The organism is Arthrobacter sp. sptzw32, from assembly GCF_059089735.1.
In genome coordinates this window covers 128052-144914 of the sequence record NZ_JBNHEZ010000007.1, presented here as the reverse complement: position 1 = coordinate 144914, position 16863 = coordinate 128052, and the positions used below count along the sequence as shown (strand labels likewise).

At 65.9% G+C, this 16863-nt stretch carries 10 protein-coding genes; all 10 read right to left on the bottom strand.

Going from position 1 to position 16863, the window contains the following annotated elements:
- Positions 1–181: 181 nt before the first annotated feature.
- The 10 genes from AC5RVN_RS14540 to AC5RVN_RS14495 all read right to left on the bottom strand — a co-directional run bounded on the left by AC5RVN_RS14540 (position 182) and on the right by AC5RVN_RS14495 (position 16655).
- The gene (locus AC5RVN_RS14540; protein WP_494138393.1) at positions 182–2305 is read right to left on the bottom strand and encodes a S9 family peptidase; all 2124 of its coding nucleotides are present in this window, start codon (positions 2303–2305) and stop codon (positions 182–184) included.
- A gap of 430 nt (positions 2306–2735) precedes the next feature.
- On the bottom strand, positions 2736–5228 hold the full coding sequence (locus tag AC5RVN_RS14535; RefSeq protein WP_494040428.1) for an ATP-dependent Clp protease ATP-binding subunit: 2493 nt from the start codon (positions 5226–5228) through the stop codon (positions 2736–2738).
- Between the two features lie 396 nt (positions 5229–5624).
- The gene (locus tag AC5RVN_RS14530) at positions 5625–5963 is read right to left on the bottom strand and encodes a histone-like nucleoid-structuring protein Lsr2 (protein ID WP_494040427.1); all 339 of its coding nucleotides are present in this window, start codon (positions 5961–5963) and stop codon (positions 5625–5627) included.
- A 131-nt stretch (positions 5964–6094) separates the two neighbouring features.
- Positions 6095–6274 (bottom strand): hypothetical protein, encoded by a 180-nt coding sequence (locus AC5RVN_RS14525; RefSeq protein ID WP_494040426.1) that lies wholly within the window; start codon positions 6272–6274, stop codon positions 6095–6097.
- A gap of 2 nt (positions 6275–6276) precedes the next feature.
- On the bottom strand, positions 6277–7815 hold the full coding sequence (gene lysS / locus AC5RVN_RS14520) for a lysine--tRNA ligase (protein ID WP_494138392.1): 1539 nt from the start codon (positions 7813–7815) through the stop codon (positions 6277–6279).
- Between the two features lie 85 nt (positions 7816–7900).
- Entirely contained in the window at positions 7901–9769 is a 1869-nt protein-coding gene (gene atzF / locus AC5RVN_RS14515; protein WP_494138391.1) for an allophanate hydrolase, read from the bottom strand.
- Positions 9766–13536: an urea carboxylase gene (uca, locus tag AC5RVN_RS14510; protein WP_494138390.1), complete on the bottom strand. Its 3771-nt coding sequence runs from the start codon at positions 13534–13536 to the stop codon at positions 9766–9768. The genes atzF and uca overlap by 4 nt, the downstream gene beginning before the upstream one ends.
- Complete coding sequence (locus tag AC5RVN_RS14505; RefSeq protein WP_494138389.1) at positions 13533–14210, bottom strand: urea amidolyase associated protein UAAP2; 678 nt, start codon at positions 14208–14210, stop codon at positions 13533–13535. The genes uca and AC5RVN_RS14505 overlap by 4 nt, the downstream gene beginning before the upstream one ends.
- Positions 14207–15091 carry an urea amidolyase associated protein UAAP1 gene (locus AC5RVN_RS14500; RefSeq protein ID WP_494138388.1) on the bottom strand — a complete coding sequence of 295 codons (885 nt, stop codon included), beginning with the start codon at positions 15089–15091 and terminating at the stop codon, positions 14207–14209. Before AC5RVN_RS14500 ends, AC5RVN_RS14505 begins: the two co-directional genes overlap by 4 nt.
- A gap of 61 nt (positions 15092–15152) precedes the next feature.
- Entirely contained in the window at positions 15153–16655 is a 1503-nt protein-coding gene (locus AC5RVN_RS14495; protein WP_494138387.1) for an amino acid permease, read from the bottom strand.
- Positions 16656–16863: the final 208 nt, after the last annotated feature.

Below are 16863 nucleotides of genomic sequence, written 5' to 3'. Positions count from 1 at the left end.
TACGAGGCGAGGGCTTCCGGCTTGGGGACTGCGACATTTACCGCGTGCTCGCTCGTTCCTCGCTTAGATGCACGCTACGTAAATGCCCCAGCCCCTTCGCCTCGTGCTTAGCCTCCTGAATGGACCTGTGCACCCATTGGTGCGCAGGGAATGTCCCAGCCTCCGAGCCGAAGGTGAGGTGCTACAACCCCAGCTCAGGAGGCACCGAAAGGTCCTGGTCCAAGACATTCCGGGCCAGGAAGCTCTCCACGACGGCGTACCAGACCTTTGCGTGCTGCGGCTGAAGCACCCAGTGGTTCTCGTCCGGGAAGTACAGGAACCGATGCGGGGTCCGGCCGTCCTGGTCCGCCGCGAGTTGTGACTTGGACAGCAGCTCGTACCAAAGGCGCAGGCCTTCCCCGATGGGTACGCGGTAGTCCTTGTCCCCATGGATCACCAGCATCGGTGTGCTGATCTTTTCGACGTGAAGGTGCGGGGAGTTCTCCAGCGCCATCTCCTCAGTCATTTCCTTCAACCAGTACTGTGACGCGTCCGTGGTGGGGCCAAACTGGTCCAGCGCCCAGAGGCTCGCATGGGTGACGATGGCTTTGAATCGGTCGGTTTGCCCGGCAACCCAGTTGGCCATGTAGCCACCAAACGAGCCGCCCATTGCCGCAGTGCGCTCGGCGTCGATGTCAGGGCGTTCGACGGCGGCATCGGTCACTGTCATAAGGTCGGTATACGGGCTCTTACCCCATTCGCCCCAGCCCCGCTGGATGTAGTGCTGGCCGTACCCGGTGGAGAGAGCGGGATCGGGCAACAGTACGGCATACCCTTTCGCCGTGAGCAGCCACGGGTTCCAGCGCCAGGTCCAGGCGTTCCAGGATCCCAGCGGTCCGCCGTGGATCCAGAGGAGCAGCGGCGCCGGGGATTCAGCGTACGCGCCATCCGGCAGCGCGAGGTATGCCGGGACGCGTGAGCCGTCCGCCGCCGTCGCCGCAATCCGTTCCAGCTGCCCAGGATGGGAAGGCCGCTCCGCCGGTGCCGGCAACCTGGTGGTCTCCCCGGTTTGCAGGTCGATGCGCACAGCCTCCGGCGGGAACTCATAGGAACTGCGGAGGGCATAAGCACTGCGCCCCTCCGGTGAAACCACGACGTCGGTGTACGCCGCCGCGTCCTGCGTCACCCGGGTGACGCTCACTTCAGCCGCAGACGCCGGGACGCTGATCCGGAAGACGGGCGACGCGCCGTCGTCGTCCGCGGTGACCAGGAGGGCGGACCCGTCCGGCAGCCAGGCTGCCGGCTTGGCCCACCGGTCCCAGTCGTGCGCCAGGGGTGTCAGGAGCTTCACTCCGTCCGCGGCGTTATCGCTGACATCCAAAAGGTGCAGTTTCACCTGGGGCGCCTCGTGCGGGGTGGTGTCACTCTCGCTCAGCACCACCAAGGTCCGGCCGTCCGGACTGACCGGGCCGGGGAAGTAGCTCATGCCCTCGCGGTCCAGGAGCACCCTGGTATTGCCGGAGGCTGTGTCAATGGCCAGCAGGACGGAGCGGCTGTCCGCCTTGGCCAGCGGCTTGGTGTAGCTGGCATAAATGGTCCGGCCATCGGGGCTGACGACTGTTTCCGCCTCGCGCAGCCTGGCACCTGCATCAGGGGTGAGGTTCCGGAGAACCAGCGGAGCCGTGGCGTCCAGGGTGGCGGGTTTACCGGGATCCTTCTCTTTTCCCGGCTCGACAGCGAAGATCCTCGGCTGGCCGGGCCCAAGGTCCGCATCCCAGAACCGGACCGGATATCCGCTGTGCAGTATGGCGGAGACTTTGTTGTCCTTGCGAACCTTCCGCCGCTCGGCGTCGTCGTCTTCATCGGCGGATCCCGCCAGGACCTCCGCTACGACAAAGGTGGCGTCCGCGGCTTTGGCTGTCATCACGGCAGCGACGCCGCCGGGCCGGTTCAGGACCACCCTTGCCTCGCCCCCATCGGCGGGAAGGAGCCAGAGGGCGTTGACGGGGTCACCCTCGGGGCTGTCCGGATCGGGCCGGGCGGAGGTGAAGTACACGTCGCCGTTGGCAGCAAACGCCGCTCCAGCCTCACCCTTGGCGCTGCGCGTTATGCGGCGGGCATGCTTCTGCCCTGCCGGGTCCAGCTCCCACAGGGCCGTGCCGAATTCGGTTCCCTTGGCGTTCAGGGTGGCCACGGTGGTAACCAGCCGGCGGCCGTCGGGGCTCATCGCCAAACCACTCACCCGCGGGATGGACAGGTAATGGTCAAGATCATGAAAAGGGGTCAAAGGTTGCTCGTCCGAAATCGCCGGATTCTCAGTAGCCATGCCCCGATTCAACCCCACTGTGCCCCACATCACAAAAGACCCAACGGCGACGCTCACCATGCCCCTCAACGATGCCAAGCGCAAACGCTGCTGCGGGGCACTGGGCGGCCGCGGCTGGGGCGCTCCGGCCCCGGCGCCATTTGCCGCTTGCTGCTCCTTCGTCGCTTTGACGCAAGCTACACAAATGACCCCGGCACCCTCGCTTCGCTTAAGGCGGCAAATGCACGAGGTGCCGGGCATCAGGGATTTATGTAGGCGCCGTCAAAGCGAGGAACGAGCAGGCGCCGGGAAATCTCTGATGGCCGGCACCGGACCGAAACACTGCAGCCTCGTAAGCAAAGGTAACCGCCGGACGCCAACGCTTTGACGGGACGGGGGCAAGCGAAAGCCCCGCCTGCTCGGGGAGCGGGCGGGGCCTTTGCTTTGGTGTTTAGACGCTCGGGGCGATTTCCGGGATGCGCGGCTTGGCATTGCCGGCGAACGTGAACTTGGCGTCGTCGCCGTCGCCTTCCACATCCACTACGACGATGTCGCCGGCGTGGATTTCGCCGAACAGGATCTTCTCGGAGAGCTGATCCTCGATCTCGCGCTGGATGGTGCGGCGCAGCGGCCGTGCACCCATGGCGGGATCGTAGCCGCGGGTTGCCAGGAGAACCTTGGCCTTGGGCGTGAGCTCGATGCCCATGTCCTTGTCCTTGAGGCGCTTCTCCAGGCGGGTGACGAACATGTCCACGATCTCGATGATCTCGTCCTGGGTGAGCTGCGGGAACACCACAACGTCATCCACACGGTTCAGGAACTCCGGGCGGAAGTGCTGCTTGAGCTCCTCGGTGACACGAGCACGCATGCGATTGTAGCCGGTCTGCGTGTCGGTGCCGGACTGGAAGCCGGTGGCAACGCTCTTGGAGATGTCCCGGGTACCCAGGTTGGTGGTCATGATGATCACGGTGTTCTTGAAGTCCACCACGCGGCCCTGGGAGTCGGTCAGGCGGCCGTCTTCCAGGATCTGCAGCAGCGAGTTGAAGAGGTCTGCGTGGGCCTTTTCCACTTCGTCGAACAGGACTACGGAGAACGGTCGACGCCGGACCTTTTCGGTCAGCTGGCCGCCTTCCTCGTAGCCGACGTAGCCCGGAGGTGCACCGAAGAGCCGGGAGACGGTGTGCTTCTCGGAGTACTCGGACATGTCCAGGGTGATGAGGGCGTCCTCTTCACCGAACAGGAACTCCGCAAGTGCCTTGGCCAGTTCGGTCTTGCCGACGCCGGTGGGGCCGGCGAAGATGAACGAACCGCCCGGACGCTTGGGATCCTTGAGCCCCGCACGGGTACGGCGGATTGCCTGGGACAGTGCCTTGATTGCCTCGTTCTGGCCCACGACCCGCTTGTGCAGTTCCTCTTCCATCTTCAGCAGGCGCGAGGACTCTTCCTCGGTCAGCTTGAACACGGGGATGCCCGTGGAGTTGGCCAGCACCTCGGCGATGAGATCCTCATCCACCTCAGAGATGTCGTCCATGCCGCCGGACTTCCAGTGGCGTTCCTTTTCGGAGCGCTCGGTGATCATCTTCTGCTCTTTGTCACGGAGCGCGGCTGCACCTTCGAAGTCCTGCGCGTCAATTGCGGACTCCTTTTCCATCTTCAGCTTGGCGATGCGCTCGTCCATGGCCTTGAGCTCCGGCGGAGCGGTCATGCGGCGGATGCGCAGCCGTGCGCCGGCTTCGTCGATCAGGTCGATCGCCTTGTCCGGCAGGAAGCGGTCAGAGATGTAGCGCTCGGCGAGGCTTGCAGCCGAGGCGAGGGCGCCGTCGGTGATGGTTACGCGGTGGTGCGCCTCGTAGCGGTCACGCAGGCCCTTCAGGATCTCAATCGCATGCGCAACTGAAGGCTCCTTGACCTGGATCGGCTGGAAGCGGCGCTCCAGCGCGGCGTCCTTTTCGATGTGCTTGCGGTACTCGTCAAGCGTGGTGGCACCGATGGTCTGCAGTTCCCCTCGGGCCAGCATGGGCTTCAGGATGGACGCAGCATCGATTGCACCTTCGGCGGCACCGGCACCCACAAGGGTATGGATCTCGTCGATGAAGAGGATGATGTCGCCGCGAGTGCGGATTTCCTTGAGGACCTTCTTCAGTCGCTCTTCGAAGTCACCACGGTAGCGGGAACCGGCCACCAGGGACCCGAGGTCCAGGGTGTAGAGCTGCTTGTCCCGGATGGTCTCCGGAACATCGCCGCGGACAATCGCCTGGGCAAGGCCTTCGACGACGGCGGTCTTGCCGACGCCGGGCTCACCGATCAGCACCGGGTTGTTCTTGGTGCGGCGGGAGAGGACCTGCATAACGCGTTCCATCTCCTGCTCGCGCCCGATCACCGGGTCCAGCTTGTTCTCGCGGGCAGCCTGGGTCAGGTTGCGCCCGAACTGGTCCAGTACAACTGATCCTGCCGGCGTGCCTTCAGGCTGGCCCGAGCCGACGCCTGCGCCGGTGGTTTCCTTGCCCTGGTAGCCCGACAGGAGCTGGATGACCTGCTGACGGACCCGGTTGAGGTCGGCGCCGAGCTTGACCAGCACCTGGGCGGCAACACCCTCACCCTCGCGGATGAGTCCCAGCAGGATGTGCTCCGTGCCGATGTAGTTGTGGCCCAGCTGGAGGGCCTCGCGCAGCGAGAGCTCCAGCACCTTCTTGGCACGGGGGGTGAAGGGGATGTGGCCGGACGGCGCCTGCTGGCCCTGCCCAATAATCTCCTGCACCTGCTCGCGAACGCCGTCGAGCGAAATGCTCAAGGACTCAAGAGCTTTGGCGGCAACGCCCTCACCCTCATGGATAAGACCCAAGAGGATGTGTTCGGTACCGATGTAATTGTGGTTCAGCATGCGTGCCTCTTCTTGGGCAAGCACAACTACGCGACGGGCACGGTCCGTAAATCGCTCAAACATTTCGCCACACTCCTAGCTACGACGTACTTTGATGCTACGTGGCCCGCCCATACTTGTGGAGCGTGTTCGCCACGGGGGAAACCGGGGTGGACCGGGAATACCGGCAGCCGGTCCCGCCAGGCACCGCCGGCAGCCGGGGGGAACCCGAAAAAGTACGGTGAAACAAGCCTTATTCCGGGCCCGATGCGGCGACCCACTCCGGGCCTTTGGACACCGGTGCCTCCCAGCGCGGGTTCGCCTCCTGCAACGTCCTGCGCCCTATATGCAGCCCTGCACGCCGATGCCGCCGGCCTGTGGGAGTAAATGCGGCGTGACGGGCTCTTTCGGCGCGGGAAACCAAAGAAGCCCTGCCTCCCAAAGCGGGAAGCAGGGCTTCTAGGCCGGCTCTGGCTGAAACTAGGAATTGGCCTTTTGGTAGGCTTCCTGGATTTCGGCCTGAATTCGGCCGCGGCTGTTAACGGTGTAGCCGTTTTCCCTCGCCCATTGGCGAATCTGCGCTGAATCGTGGCTGCGGCCGCCACTCGGTGCTTTGCTGCGGGCAGTCCGGCCGCTGCTGCCGCCGGAAGCCTTGCGTGAAGCGTTGATAAAACGTTCCAGTGAGGAACGGAGTTCAGCGGCATTGGCTGCCGAAAGGTCAATCTCGTAGTTGACCCCGTCAAGGCCAAACTTAACATTCTCGTCTGCGGATCCCCCATCCAAATCATCAACGAGGATGATGTTTACTTTCTGTGCCATTTAAAGTCTTCCTTTGGAAAGGGTTCGGTTTTCAGAAAAGCAGGATGTTTCACTGAAAGTATGACTCTTTTTATGGCAACGCGTCAAAGCGTAAATTGGTTCCTGGGGATATAAGCGGAAAGTCGAGCGGTTTATCTATTCGATTCCGGACCAGGGCTGCCGGCAGGCCCGGCAGCCTGCTCCTCTGCTTCAGCCTGGGCCTGTGCCTCCGCCTGGCGTTCGGATTTGTCCGCATTAAAGATCGCCTTCATGGCGAACCAGAAGAGGAGGCCCACTACCAGCGAAGGCAGGAGTACAGCTACATACTCCATGCTCAGTGCCCTTCCGGCTTCAGCAGCGGGAAGAGGATGGTTTCGCGGATTCCGGCACCGGTGAACAGCATTACCAGCCGGTCTATGCCAAGCCCGATACCGCCCATTGGCGGCGCCCCGTATTCGAGTGCGCGCAGGAAATCCTCATCCAGCTGCATGGCCTCGTCATCACCGGCGGCTGCGTGCCGGGACTGCTCGGTAAGCCGTTCACGCTGGATAACGGGGTCGATGAGTTCGGAGAAGGCCGTCCCGCGCTCCATGCCGCCGATAATGAGGTCCCAGGCCTCGATCAGCCGGCCGTCTTCGCGGTGCGGGCGGGCGAGCGGCTGGGCAGAGGGCGGGTAGTCGTAGACGAAGGTGGGGTTCAGCAGGGTGGGCTCCACGATTTCGCCGAAGAGCTCCACTGCCAGCTTCTCGGCGTCCCACTTGGGATCGACCTTGACCTCGTGCTTGTCGGCGATTGCGCGCAGCACCTCCAGCGGCGTCTCCGGGGTGACTTCCTGGCCAACGGCGTCGGACAATCCGGGGTAGACGGAAACCCAGGCCCATTCGCCGTCGAGGTTGATCTCCCCCGCTTCGGTCTGCAGGACGCGGCCGGCACCCACGGCGTCCGCGGCATCGAGGATCATTTCCTTGATGCGCTGCGCCATAACGAACTGGTCCGCCCATGCCTCATAGCACTCCAGGGTGGTGAACTCCGGGCTGTGGGTTGAGTCCACGCCCTCGTTGCGGAATACGCGCCCCATGTCGTAGACGCGGTCGATGCCGCCCACCACGGCCCGCTTGAGGTAGAGCTCCGTGGCGATGCGCAGGGTCATCTTCTGGTCGAAGGCGTTCATGTGGGTCTCAAACGGGCGTGCGAGCGCGCCGCCGTGGACCAGCTGGAGAATGGGGGTTTCGACTTCCACATAGTTGTGGCGGAAAAGCGTCTCACGGATGGAGCGCGTAATGGCGGCGCGGGTATAGACCATTTCGCGGGCTTCGTCGCGGACCATCAAATCCACGTAGCGCTGGCGGACGCGGGTCTCCTCGTTCAGCTCGGCGTGGAGTACCGGCAACGGACGAAGCGCCTTGGAGGCCATGGACCAGGACTCGGCCATAACGGACAGCTCACCGCGGCGGGAGGAGATGACCTCACCCCGGATGAACACGTGGTCACCGAGGTCCACAAGCGCCTTCCAGTCGGCCAGCGCTTCCTCACCCACGTTGGCGAGGCTGAGCATGGCCTGCAGGCGTGTTCCCTTGCCGTCGGTGCCGCCCTCCTGGAGGGTGGCGAAGCACAGCTTTCCGGTGTTTCGCACGAACACTACGCGGCCGGTGACGCCTACAACGTCGCCGGTGGTGTCGTCCGCCTCAAGGTGGGCATACTTTTCGCGGACCTCCGCGAGAGAATGCGTCCGTTCCACACCCACCGGGTACGCCTCAACGCCGCGCTCAATCAGCTTCGCGCGCTTTTCCATGCGGATGCGCATCTGCTCACTGGCATCAAGCGGCTCTGGGGCGTTTTGGGGCGAGGGGGTGTTTTGGGAAGTCACAATCATCAAGTTTACCGGGAGTTGGGCCCGCCCCGCTTCGCACCGGCGGACGGCACCACGGCCCTCGGGGCCGCGGCACCGCCCGCCGGAGTCACCGCCGCTCGCCGCGGCTGAACCCGGCGAGGGCAGCCTCACCCAGGTTTTGCCACACGTTGCGGGTCTCGTGCTGCTCACGGCGGTCCGCGGGCTCATTCCGGTCCGCCAGCCAGTCGCCGTAGTGCGTGATGTCTTCTCCCTGCGCAGCTGCGACAGCATCACAGGCGAATCCGACTGCCTTCAAACCGTCCGCCAGTTCCACCGCTCCGAGCAACATGGGTTCGGGGAGCGCGGCCAGGAATGCTCCCAGCCCCGCTTGAGACACCAGCCACCGTTCACCCGCAAGCTCTGCGCCGCCGTCGTCTGAGCGGTACACCCCGGGTTTCGGCGGCACGGTGTCGAGGGACACCATCCGGTAGCGGGCCGCGGTCCGGACAGGGCCGTCCCAAGCGGCTCCGAGTTCTTCCAGTTGCGGCGCGAGCGGTTGGCCCTTGCGGTGCGCGCCCACCACCACCAGCGGTACGGCTACGGCACCCGCGGCCACCGGCCAGGGAACGGACGACGACGTCTGGCCGGAAAAATGTCCAGCTGCGGGGGCCACGCCGCCGGCAAAGAGGGCCGGAGGATCCGGGGTAACCTCCAGGGCGCGTGCAATATCGGCAGCAACAGCGTCATCGAAGGTGCGGCCCACTACCGTCAGGCCGAATTGTGCGCCGTCCACCTCGCCGGCCGGGACGGCAACAGCGCATAGGTCGAACAGGTTGCAGAAGTTTGTATAGGTGCCCAGCAGGGAGTTGACGCCTACCGGGTCCGCCGCAACATCGGCCAGCGCGGGGTGGAAGGGTGCGGTGGGAATCAGCAGGGCGTCGAAGCTCTCAAAGCGAGACATTGCCCGGCGCTTGAGATCTTGGAGTTTTGCTGTGTCCGTGACGTAGCGGTGGGCCGGCACCTGACCGGCGGCCTGGATGATGCGTTTTACAGTGGGGTCGATGCCCGCCTGCGTCTGCGCATGGCCGTCGGCAGCGTCGAGGTAATTCCCGACGGCGGCGTAACGCTCCGCGACCAGGGCGCCGTCGTACAACAACCTGGCAGCGTCGAGGAACACATCGAATTCGAGAGGTTCGGCTTCCACGCCCAGCGCCTGCAGCCGGTCAATGTGCCGGTGGAATTCGGCAACCCAGGCTTCGGACAGCGCCGGCAGGGTGGCAGGGTAGGCGACGCGCGGCTTTTCCGGAGCGGCCAGCCGGATGTCCGCCGGCCAGGCCCTTGCCCCACCAGCCATTACGCCCATGGCGAGCTCGGCGGTGGACAGGTGGCGGGCAAAAATGGTCACGGCATCCCAGGACTTGCAGGCCGGAACCACTCCTTCGGTGGACACCACGTGCAGGGTCGGCTTGATGCCTACGATGCCCTGGAGCCCTGCGGGAACCCTGCCGGAACCGGCCGTGTCCGTCCCGATGGCGAGGTCCGCGAGGCCCAGTGCCACCGCGACCGCGGAACCGGAGCTTGAGCCACCGGAAATGAAGTCCGGACGGCGGGAATCGCGGACCGCCCCATGCGGGCTTCGGGTGCCTACAAGGCCTGTCGCGAACTGGTCAAGGTTGGTGGCCCCGAGTACCAAGGCTCCGGCGGAACGCAGCCGTGCCACGGCTGCGGCGTCCTTTTCCGGGAGGTAAGCGAACCCGGGACACGCCGCCGTCGTCGGGATTCCTGCCACGTCCACGTTGTTCTTGACGGCGAGCAGGAGCCCGGCCAGCGGCAGATCCGCACCACCGGCAACGGCCGTATCAATGGCAGCGGCCTCGGCCAACAGCTCGTCCGCTCCGCGCAGGGTGATCCAGATTTCCGGGCGGTCGATGGTTTCCAGGGCGGCGAGGGCAGCCCTGACCCGCCTGGTGGCCGCCCCTTCGGTTCCGTTGCTCATACTGCCAACTCCTCCAGGTCCTGCGCTTCCAGTCCGCCACCCGGAGCTGTGGTTTCCAGGTCCACGTCCGGGCCGCCCAGCACTACCACTGCTTCGCCCGCCACAACCTGCGAACCGGCGACGGGCAGGACCCGCAGCACCACGCCGTCGCAGGGAGCTTCCAGCACGGTTTCCATCTTCATTGCCTCCAGGGATACCAGCGGCTGGCCCTGGACCACCCGGTCGCCTGCCTTGACATCAACCTTCCAGACGCTGGCCGCGAACGGCGCGGCGACCAGGGAGCCGCCGTCCGGCACCGCCACCTCGTCCGCAACCGGGGAGACCACAGCGGCCAGCGCGTCCGCGCGGTCAAACTCTCCGGCGTCCGCCCAGGCCTGGCGCTCCACCGAGAACGCCGCGCCCTGCTTCTCGCGGAACGCCGCGATGGACCCGCGGTTTTCCTCGAGGAACACCTCGTGCTCGGCGAGCGAGAACGTGCCGTCCTCGATTTCCACGCCGCGGCCCCTGCCGGCCGCCATATCCGCGCGGAGATCCAGGAGTTCCTCCGGGCTGACCGGGTACCAGGAGATCCGGTCAAAGAACCGGAGCAGCCACGGCGAACCGGCCTCGAACGGGGCGGAATCCGCGTACCGGGACCAGACCTGCGTGGTGCGGCCAACGAACTGGTAGCCGCCCGGTCCTTCCATGCCGTAGATGCACATGTACGCCCCGCCGATGCCCACCGCGTTCTCCGGCGTCCAGGTGCGGGCCGGGTTGTACTTGGTGGTGACCAGCCGGTGGCGCGGATCCAGCGGCGTTGCCACCGGAGCACCAAGGTAAACGTCGCCCAGTCCCAAGACCAGGTATTCGGCGTTGAACACTGTATCGAATACGTCGTTCACCGACTCCAGCCCGTTGATCCGGCGGATGAACTCGATGTTCCAGGGGCACCACGGGGCGTCGTCACGGACACCGGCCATGTAGCGTTCGATCGCTTCACGGGTGGCGGGGTCGTCCCAGGACAACGGCAGCCGGACGGTGCGGCTGGGAACCACCAGCTCCGAACTTGCCGGGAGCGCGGCCTCGATCTCCTGGACCACATCCAGCAGGCGCCTGGTGGACAGAACGGAGGGATCCACCTTGATCTGAAGGGAACGGATCCCCGGGGTGAGGTCCACGATTCCCGGTACGCGGAGCTGCCCGAGGTGCTGGTGCAGGGCGTGGACCCTGGCACGGAGTCCCAGGTCCAGCACCATCTCGCCATACTCCACCAGGAGATTGTCATCGCCCGACCGGCGATAGGTGACCGCGGGCCTTCCGGCGCCCTGCGGCACCCGGCCCAGCACACCGTCGTCGCCATCCCCCCGTGCGGTGCGGACAGCAGAGGACAACCCGGCTGCAACCGAAGGGATGCCGCCGGACCACCCGGCGTCTCCGGGCAGCACCAGCTGGCGGCCCGGTCCAAGATCCCTGGCCGACGGCGACTGGCTGACAGGGATGGGAACGAACCGGACCTTGTCCCCCGGCCGAAGCTGGCCGAGCTTCCAGCGGTCCGCCGTCACCACCGTGACCGGGCAGACGAAGCCGCCCAGGCTGGGCCCGTCGGGACCGAGCAGGATGGGGGTGTCACCGGTAAAGTCCAGGGCACCAACAGAGTAGGCGGTGTCATGGATGTTCGAGGGGTGCAGCCCTGCCTCACCGCCGTCGGTCCGTGCCCAGCGCGGCTTGGGACCAATGAGCCGGACACCGGTGCGGGCAGAGTTGAAGTGGACCTCATACTCGGAGGCGTAGAGCTCCTCGATGTCCTCACGCTGGAAGAATTCCGGAGCACCGTGCGGCCCTTCCACAACGCTTAGTTCCCACGTTGAGGTCAGGGCGGGCCGGCTGTCCAACGGCACTGCCGCCGTCATCGCTTTCCTGCTTGAACCTTCCGCGGCGTCGGGGGCTTCCGCAGCCGGCTGCACTGCCCGCAGCACATCCCCTGCGCGAAGGACCCGCCCCGCGTGGCCGCCGAACTGGCCGAGGGTAAAGGTCGAGGCGCTGCCCAGGTACGGCGGTATGTCCAGGCCGCCCTGGAACAGGATGTAGCCGCGGAGCCCGTTTCCGCCGGCAGTGCCGACGTCGAGGGTTCCTCCCGCAGGGACAGTGACCGGCGCCCAGGCCGGCACGGTAGTGCCGTCGACTGTGACTGTTACCTCGGCCCCGGTGACACAGAGGGTAGTGGGGTGGGTGAAGGTCAGGCTGGGGCCGGTCATGGTGAATTCCAGGCCGGGGGCGCCTTCGGGATTGCCAAGGGCGGTGTTTCCGAGCCGGAAGGAGAGGTCGTCCATGGGTCCGCTGGGCGGTACCCCGATCTGCCACAGGCCGGTCCGGCCGGGCCAGTCCTGCACGGTTGTCTGCAGGCCCGGGCGGCCCACTGTGATGCGCGGCTCCGGATCGCCCACGCTGTCCAGGGTGCTGGTGGAGTGCTGGACCGAGCGGACTTCCGTGAGCCCGGTGGCGGCGCGGAGCATTCCGAGGTTGGTCTCGATGCCGTCGATCCGGGTGCCGGCGAGCGCCGCGGCCAGGCGGTCAAGGGCTTCGGTACGGTCCGCGCCGGAGGTGATGATTTTGCCCAGGAGGGGATCGTAGTTGGTGGAAACTTCAGTTCCCGTTTCGGCCCAGGCGTCCACACGGACATCTGCGGGGTATACGGCGTTGGTCACGGTACCGGCGCTGGGCTGGAACCCACGGGCGGGGTCCTCGGCGTAGACGCGCGCCTCCACCGCGTGGCCGGTGACCGGCAGGCTGTCAGGAATCCCGGCAAGGACCGTTCCGGCGTCCGTTCCGCCCTGAGCCAGTCGGAGCATCCACTCCACCAGGTCCACGCCGGTGACCGCCTCGGTGACAGGGTGCTCCACCTGGAGCCGGGCGTTGACTTCGAGGAAGGAGGCTTCGCGGCGGGCGGAGTCGTAGACGAACTCAACGGTCCCGGCGGAGCGGTAGTTCAGGGAGGCGCAGAGTGCGCGGGAGCTGCGGTGCAATTCTTCGCGCAGGTCCTCCGGCAGGTCCGGTGCGGGTGCCTCTTCGAGGACCTTCTGGTGGCGGCGCTGGAGGGAGCAGTCCCGGTCGCCGAGGCTGACTACCCGGCCTTCGCCGTCCCCGAAGATTTGGACCTCGACGTGGCGCGCGTTCTCGACGTACCGTTCAGCGAAAACACCGGCGGTGCCGAAGCTGGCGCCGGCCAGGCGGGCGACGCGGGGGAAGCTTTCTACAAGCTCTGCCTCGGTGCGGCAGACTGTCATGCCAATGCCGCCGCCGCCGCCGGTGGCTTTGAGCATCAGGGGGAAACCAATTCCGGCGCCTGCAGCGACGGCGGCGTCTACGTCCTCAAGCAGCCCGGACCCTGCGATCATTGGCACCCCGGCTGCCCGGGCGGCGTCGCGCGCTGTGTGCTTGGTACCGAAGATGCGCAACTGCTCCGCAGTGGGGCCTACAAAAACAAGCCCCGCTGCCTCCACGGCCTCGGCGAAGCCCGCGTCCTCGGAGAGGAACCCGTAGCCGGGGTGGATGGCTCCCGCGCCGGTGGACTTGGCCGCTTGCAGGAGTGCGTCCACCCGGAGGTAGGACTCCTTGGCCGGAGCCGGTCCAAGGAGTACTGCTGCATCTGCCAGGCGGACGTGCTTGGCGCCCCGGTCCGCTTCGGAGAACACGGCCACGGTGCGCAGGCCGAGCTTTTTGGCGGACTCGATGATGCGGCAGGCGATCTCGCCGCGGTTGGCAATCAGGAGAGTGTCGAAAGTGTTCACTGGTCAGCCTCCGGCCGGGTGACGATCATACGGACGGGGGTGGGGTTGAAGCCGTTGCACGGGTTGTTGATCTGCGGGCAGTTGGAGACGAGCACCAGGGTGTCTACCTCTGCCTTGAGTGCCACGCGCTTCCCGGGGGCGGACAGGCCGTCCACAATCCCGAGTGCCCCGTCCGGGTCCACGGGCACGTTCATGAACCAGTTGATGTTGGACACCAGGTCCCGCTTTCCGAGGTCCCAGCGTGAGCCCTCGATCAGGAAGTTCTCCACGCAGGCATGCTGTTCCCGGGTGTGCTGCCCGTAGCGGAGGGTGTTGGCCTCCTGCGAGCAGGCGCCGCCAATGGTGTCGTGCACACCTACTTCGTCTGCCACCACTGTCATGAGGGCGGCTCCTGTCTCTGCCCGCAGGACGGAACCGGCAGTGAGGATGATTGACTGCTGCCGGGCGATCGTGACGGCGGCGGAGTAGCGCACGGCGGCATCGCCGGCGGCATACAGCAGGCAGTCCACGGCCTGGTTGCCTTCGAGGTCCACGATGGTCAGCACGTCCCCGGCAGCCACAACGGCGGACCAGGGGCCGCGGGCCTCGACGAACTGGTCAAGGACAACTTCGCCGGGTGCCAGCGCGATGTCGCGGGGGTCTGTGATGGGATCGATGTAGGTGGCGGTGTTCATCGGGCGTTCCTTGCGGTGAGGTCGTGTTCGGTGTTGTGCAGCGCCTGCAGGTGTTCGGGGGCCAGGGTGCCGGCGAGGGCGCCCGTTTCCAGTGCCGCCAGGTCCTGCGGCGCGTACCAGGCAGCAATGTCTACGGCGGTTCCCGCGAAGACCGCACGGGAGTCCAGCGGGTGGGCGGTGTTGGCGAGGACCAGCACCGCGTCCATTTGGAGGAGAAGTTCGACGGCGGCTCCCGGACCGGCGCTTCCGGTGAAGGTGATGCTGCCGGCTGGGTCTACGTTGATTCCCTTGAACAGGGACAGCGAGGGCGCCACGTCACGCGGCCCCAGCCCGCTTTTCAGGGCTCCGAGCGTGAGGAGTTCGCGGGCGGCGGGCGACGCACTGTGGGCGGTACCGGCGCCGTAGCGGGCAGTGTTGCCCTCCAGCGTGGTGGCCCCGTTCAGGGCGTCGTGGCGGAAGGAGGTATCAACCACGATCGTGGCCATCAGGCGGCCGGCATCGGAAAGGAGCGGGTGGCCTGCGCCGGGATACGCCTGCCAGGGGACCTTGACGGTGTCCGCAATGTTGAGCCGCTCGTGCAGGGCCCCGGCACGGTAGAGGAGGGTGTGGACACAGGCGTCCCCGGCGGTGTCCGTGAGCCTGATCCTGGTGCCGCGGGCCAGGTTCAGGGTGGTGTAGTGGCCGAAAGCCAGGGATTCGGCCCAGGCAAGGTTCGCGATGGCTTCTTCCGTCAGGCCGGCGGTGAGCCGGGCGGGGGCGGACGCGGCGGGCACGAACCGCATGGTGTCCGCGGTCCGGCCGTGCTGCTCCCTGGCGTGGGCTCGGGCGCCCGCCGTGGTGGCAGTGCCGGCTGTTGCTGGACTTTCCGTTACTTGTGTCATATCGATCCTGTGTTGGTTCGTTCGGTTGATACCGGGAAATGCTGTGGAGGTTGTGAGCTGCTCAGGCATTGGCTGCCAGGTTGCGGCGCCGGACCCAGAGGCCCAGGAGCAGGACCAGGGTGACCATGAGCGGCGCGGAGTAGAGGAGCAGCCCGTTTTCGCCCGAGGGGTCGTAGACCTCGGGCCGGGGCCAGGCAAGGTTGACCACCATCAGGGCCCCGTACAGGACGGCCAGGATGTTGACGGGCAGGCCCCAGCGTCCGAGTGAGAAGAGTCCTGCCGGAAGGGTCTGCCCAACGCGGTTCCAGTCGCCCCGGAGCCGGTTGATCAGCTGCGGCACGGTGACCAGCAGGTAGGCGAGGTAGACCATCACAATGCACACGCTGCAGAGGGTGGTGAAGAGGGCTGCGTTGCCGACGTTGATGGCCAGCACGCCAACTGCCAGGGCACCGATAACAATCGACGGCCACATGGGCGTCCCGCGGATGGGGTGCACCGAGGACAGCAGCGCCGAGGCGGGAAGTTTCCCGTCCCGTGCCATCGAGAACACCAGGCGTGAGCCGGCCGTCTGGATGGCCAGGGTGCAAACGAAGATGGCGATGGCGACATCCACCAGCAGTACCTTGCCCCAGAAAGTGCCCAGGACTGCGGTGAGGACGTAGGGCAGGCCTTCGGTGGCGAGCCGGCCGTCGTCGAGGCTGGGTGCGGCCATCAGGGCGGTAATGATCATCAGTGCGCCCCCGACGCCGGAGATGAGCAGCGCGGAAAGGATGGTCCGCGGCGCGGTCCTGCGCGGGTCCTTGGTTTCTTCCGAAAGCTCGCCGGCGGAGTTGAAGCCCACCATGACGTAAGCGGCCATGAGACCCGAGACCAGGAAGGCGCCCACCGCGCCGAGGTCCGAATTCTGCAGCACGGTGGTGTCGGCCACGACTTCCGGCCCGCGCTGGGCGGCGCTGAGAAGTGCAAGGATCACGGCCACAACGCCCACGATCTCGCAGGTGACTCCCACGGAGTTCACGTGCGACATCAGCTTGACGCCGAGTGAGTTGATGATGGTGGTGGCCACCAGAAGCACGGTTCCCAGGATCACGGCGTTCGCGGCACCGGTGACAGTGTTGAGTGCCGGGTCACCGCCCACCACCTGGAAGCCGTCCCACAGCTGGGGCAGCACCACCTGCAGGGCGATGGCGGCGGCTGCAGCGGTGACCACCTGGGCGATCGCCATGAACCATCCGGCGAACCAGCCCACGCCCTCTCCCCCAACCCGCCGCGCCCACTGGTAGACCGCTCCTGACAACGGGTAGCGGGCAGCGAGTTCCGCGAAGTTCAGTGCAACGAGCAGTTGGCCCACCAGCACTACCGGCCAGGTCCAGAAGAAAGCCGGGCCCGCGAAGGAGTATCCGAAGGCGAACAGCTGGAAAATGGTGGTGAGGATGGACACAAAGGAAAAGCCGGCCGCGAAGGAAGCGTAGCGGCCGAGTTTCCGGTGCAGGGTGGGCTCATAGCCAAGGGACGTCAGGTCCGCATCGTCCGCATGGACGGTGGGAAGAACGGTTGAAGTCATCGGATTCTCCAGGGGCTGGAACGGCGTTGGGGTGGAGCCTGCCGGCGGTGCAGCACTCGGCCGAAGGCTGCGGAATACCGGTCAATTGATAGTTTTCCAGCGGCATGTCCCCAAACCGTTTCACCTCTGTAAAAGGCACATAGACATCTTGTTTCGGCCTTATTTCCGTCCCCTCACCGGCGGAACTGCGGTGCGGACGGACCTACCG

What these genes read in the sequence shown, in the direction of transcription:
- AC5RVN_RS14540 (WP_494138393.1), bottom strand. Translation starts at nt 2,305, where the DNA reads ATGGCTACTGAGAATCCGGCGATTTCGGACGAGCAACCTTTGACCCCT.
- AC5RVN_RS14535 (WP_494040428.1), bottom strand. Translation starts at nt 5,228, where the DNA reads ATGTTTGAGCGATTTACGGACCGTGCCCGTCGCGTAGTTGTGCTTGCC.
- AC5RVN_RS14530 (WP_494040427.1), bottom strand. Translation starts at nt 5,963, where the DNA reads ATGGCACAGAAAGTAAACATCATCCTCGTTGATGATTTGGATGGGGGA.
- AC5RVN_RS14525 (WP_494040426.1), bottom strand. Translation starts at nt 6,274, where the DNA reads ATGGAGTATGTAGCTGTACTCCTGCCTTCGCTGGTAGTGGGCCTCCTC.
- lysS (WP_494138392.1), bottom strand. Translation starts at nt 7,815, where the DNA reads ATGATTGTGACTTCCCAAAACACCCCCTCGCCCCAAAACGCCCCAGAG.
- atzF (WP_494138391.1), bottom strand. Translation starts at nt 9,769, where the DNA reads ATGAGCAACGGAACCGAAGGGGCGGCCACCAGGCGGGTCAGGGCTGCC.
- AC5RVN_RS14505 (WP_494138389.1), bottom strand. Translation starts at nt 14,210, where the DNA reads ATGAACACCGCCACCTACATCGATCCCATCACAGACCCCCGCGACATC.
- AC5RVN_RS14500 (WP_494138388.1), bottom strand. Translation starts at nt 15,091, where the DNA reads ATGACACAAGTAACGGAAAGTCCAGCAACAGCCGGCACTGCCACCACG.
- AC5RVN_RS14495 (WP_494138387.1), bottom strand. Translation starts at nt 16,655, where the DNA reads ATGACTTCAACCGTTCTTCCCACCGTCCATGCGGACGATGCGGACCTG.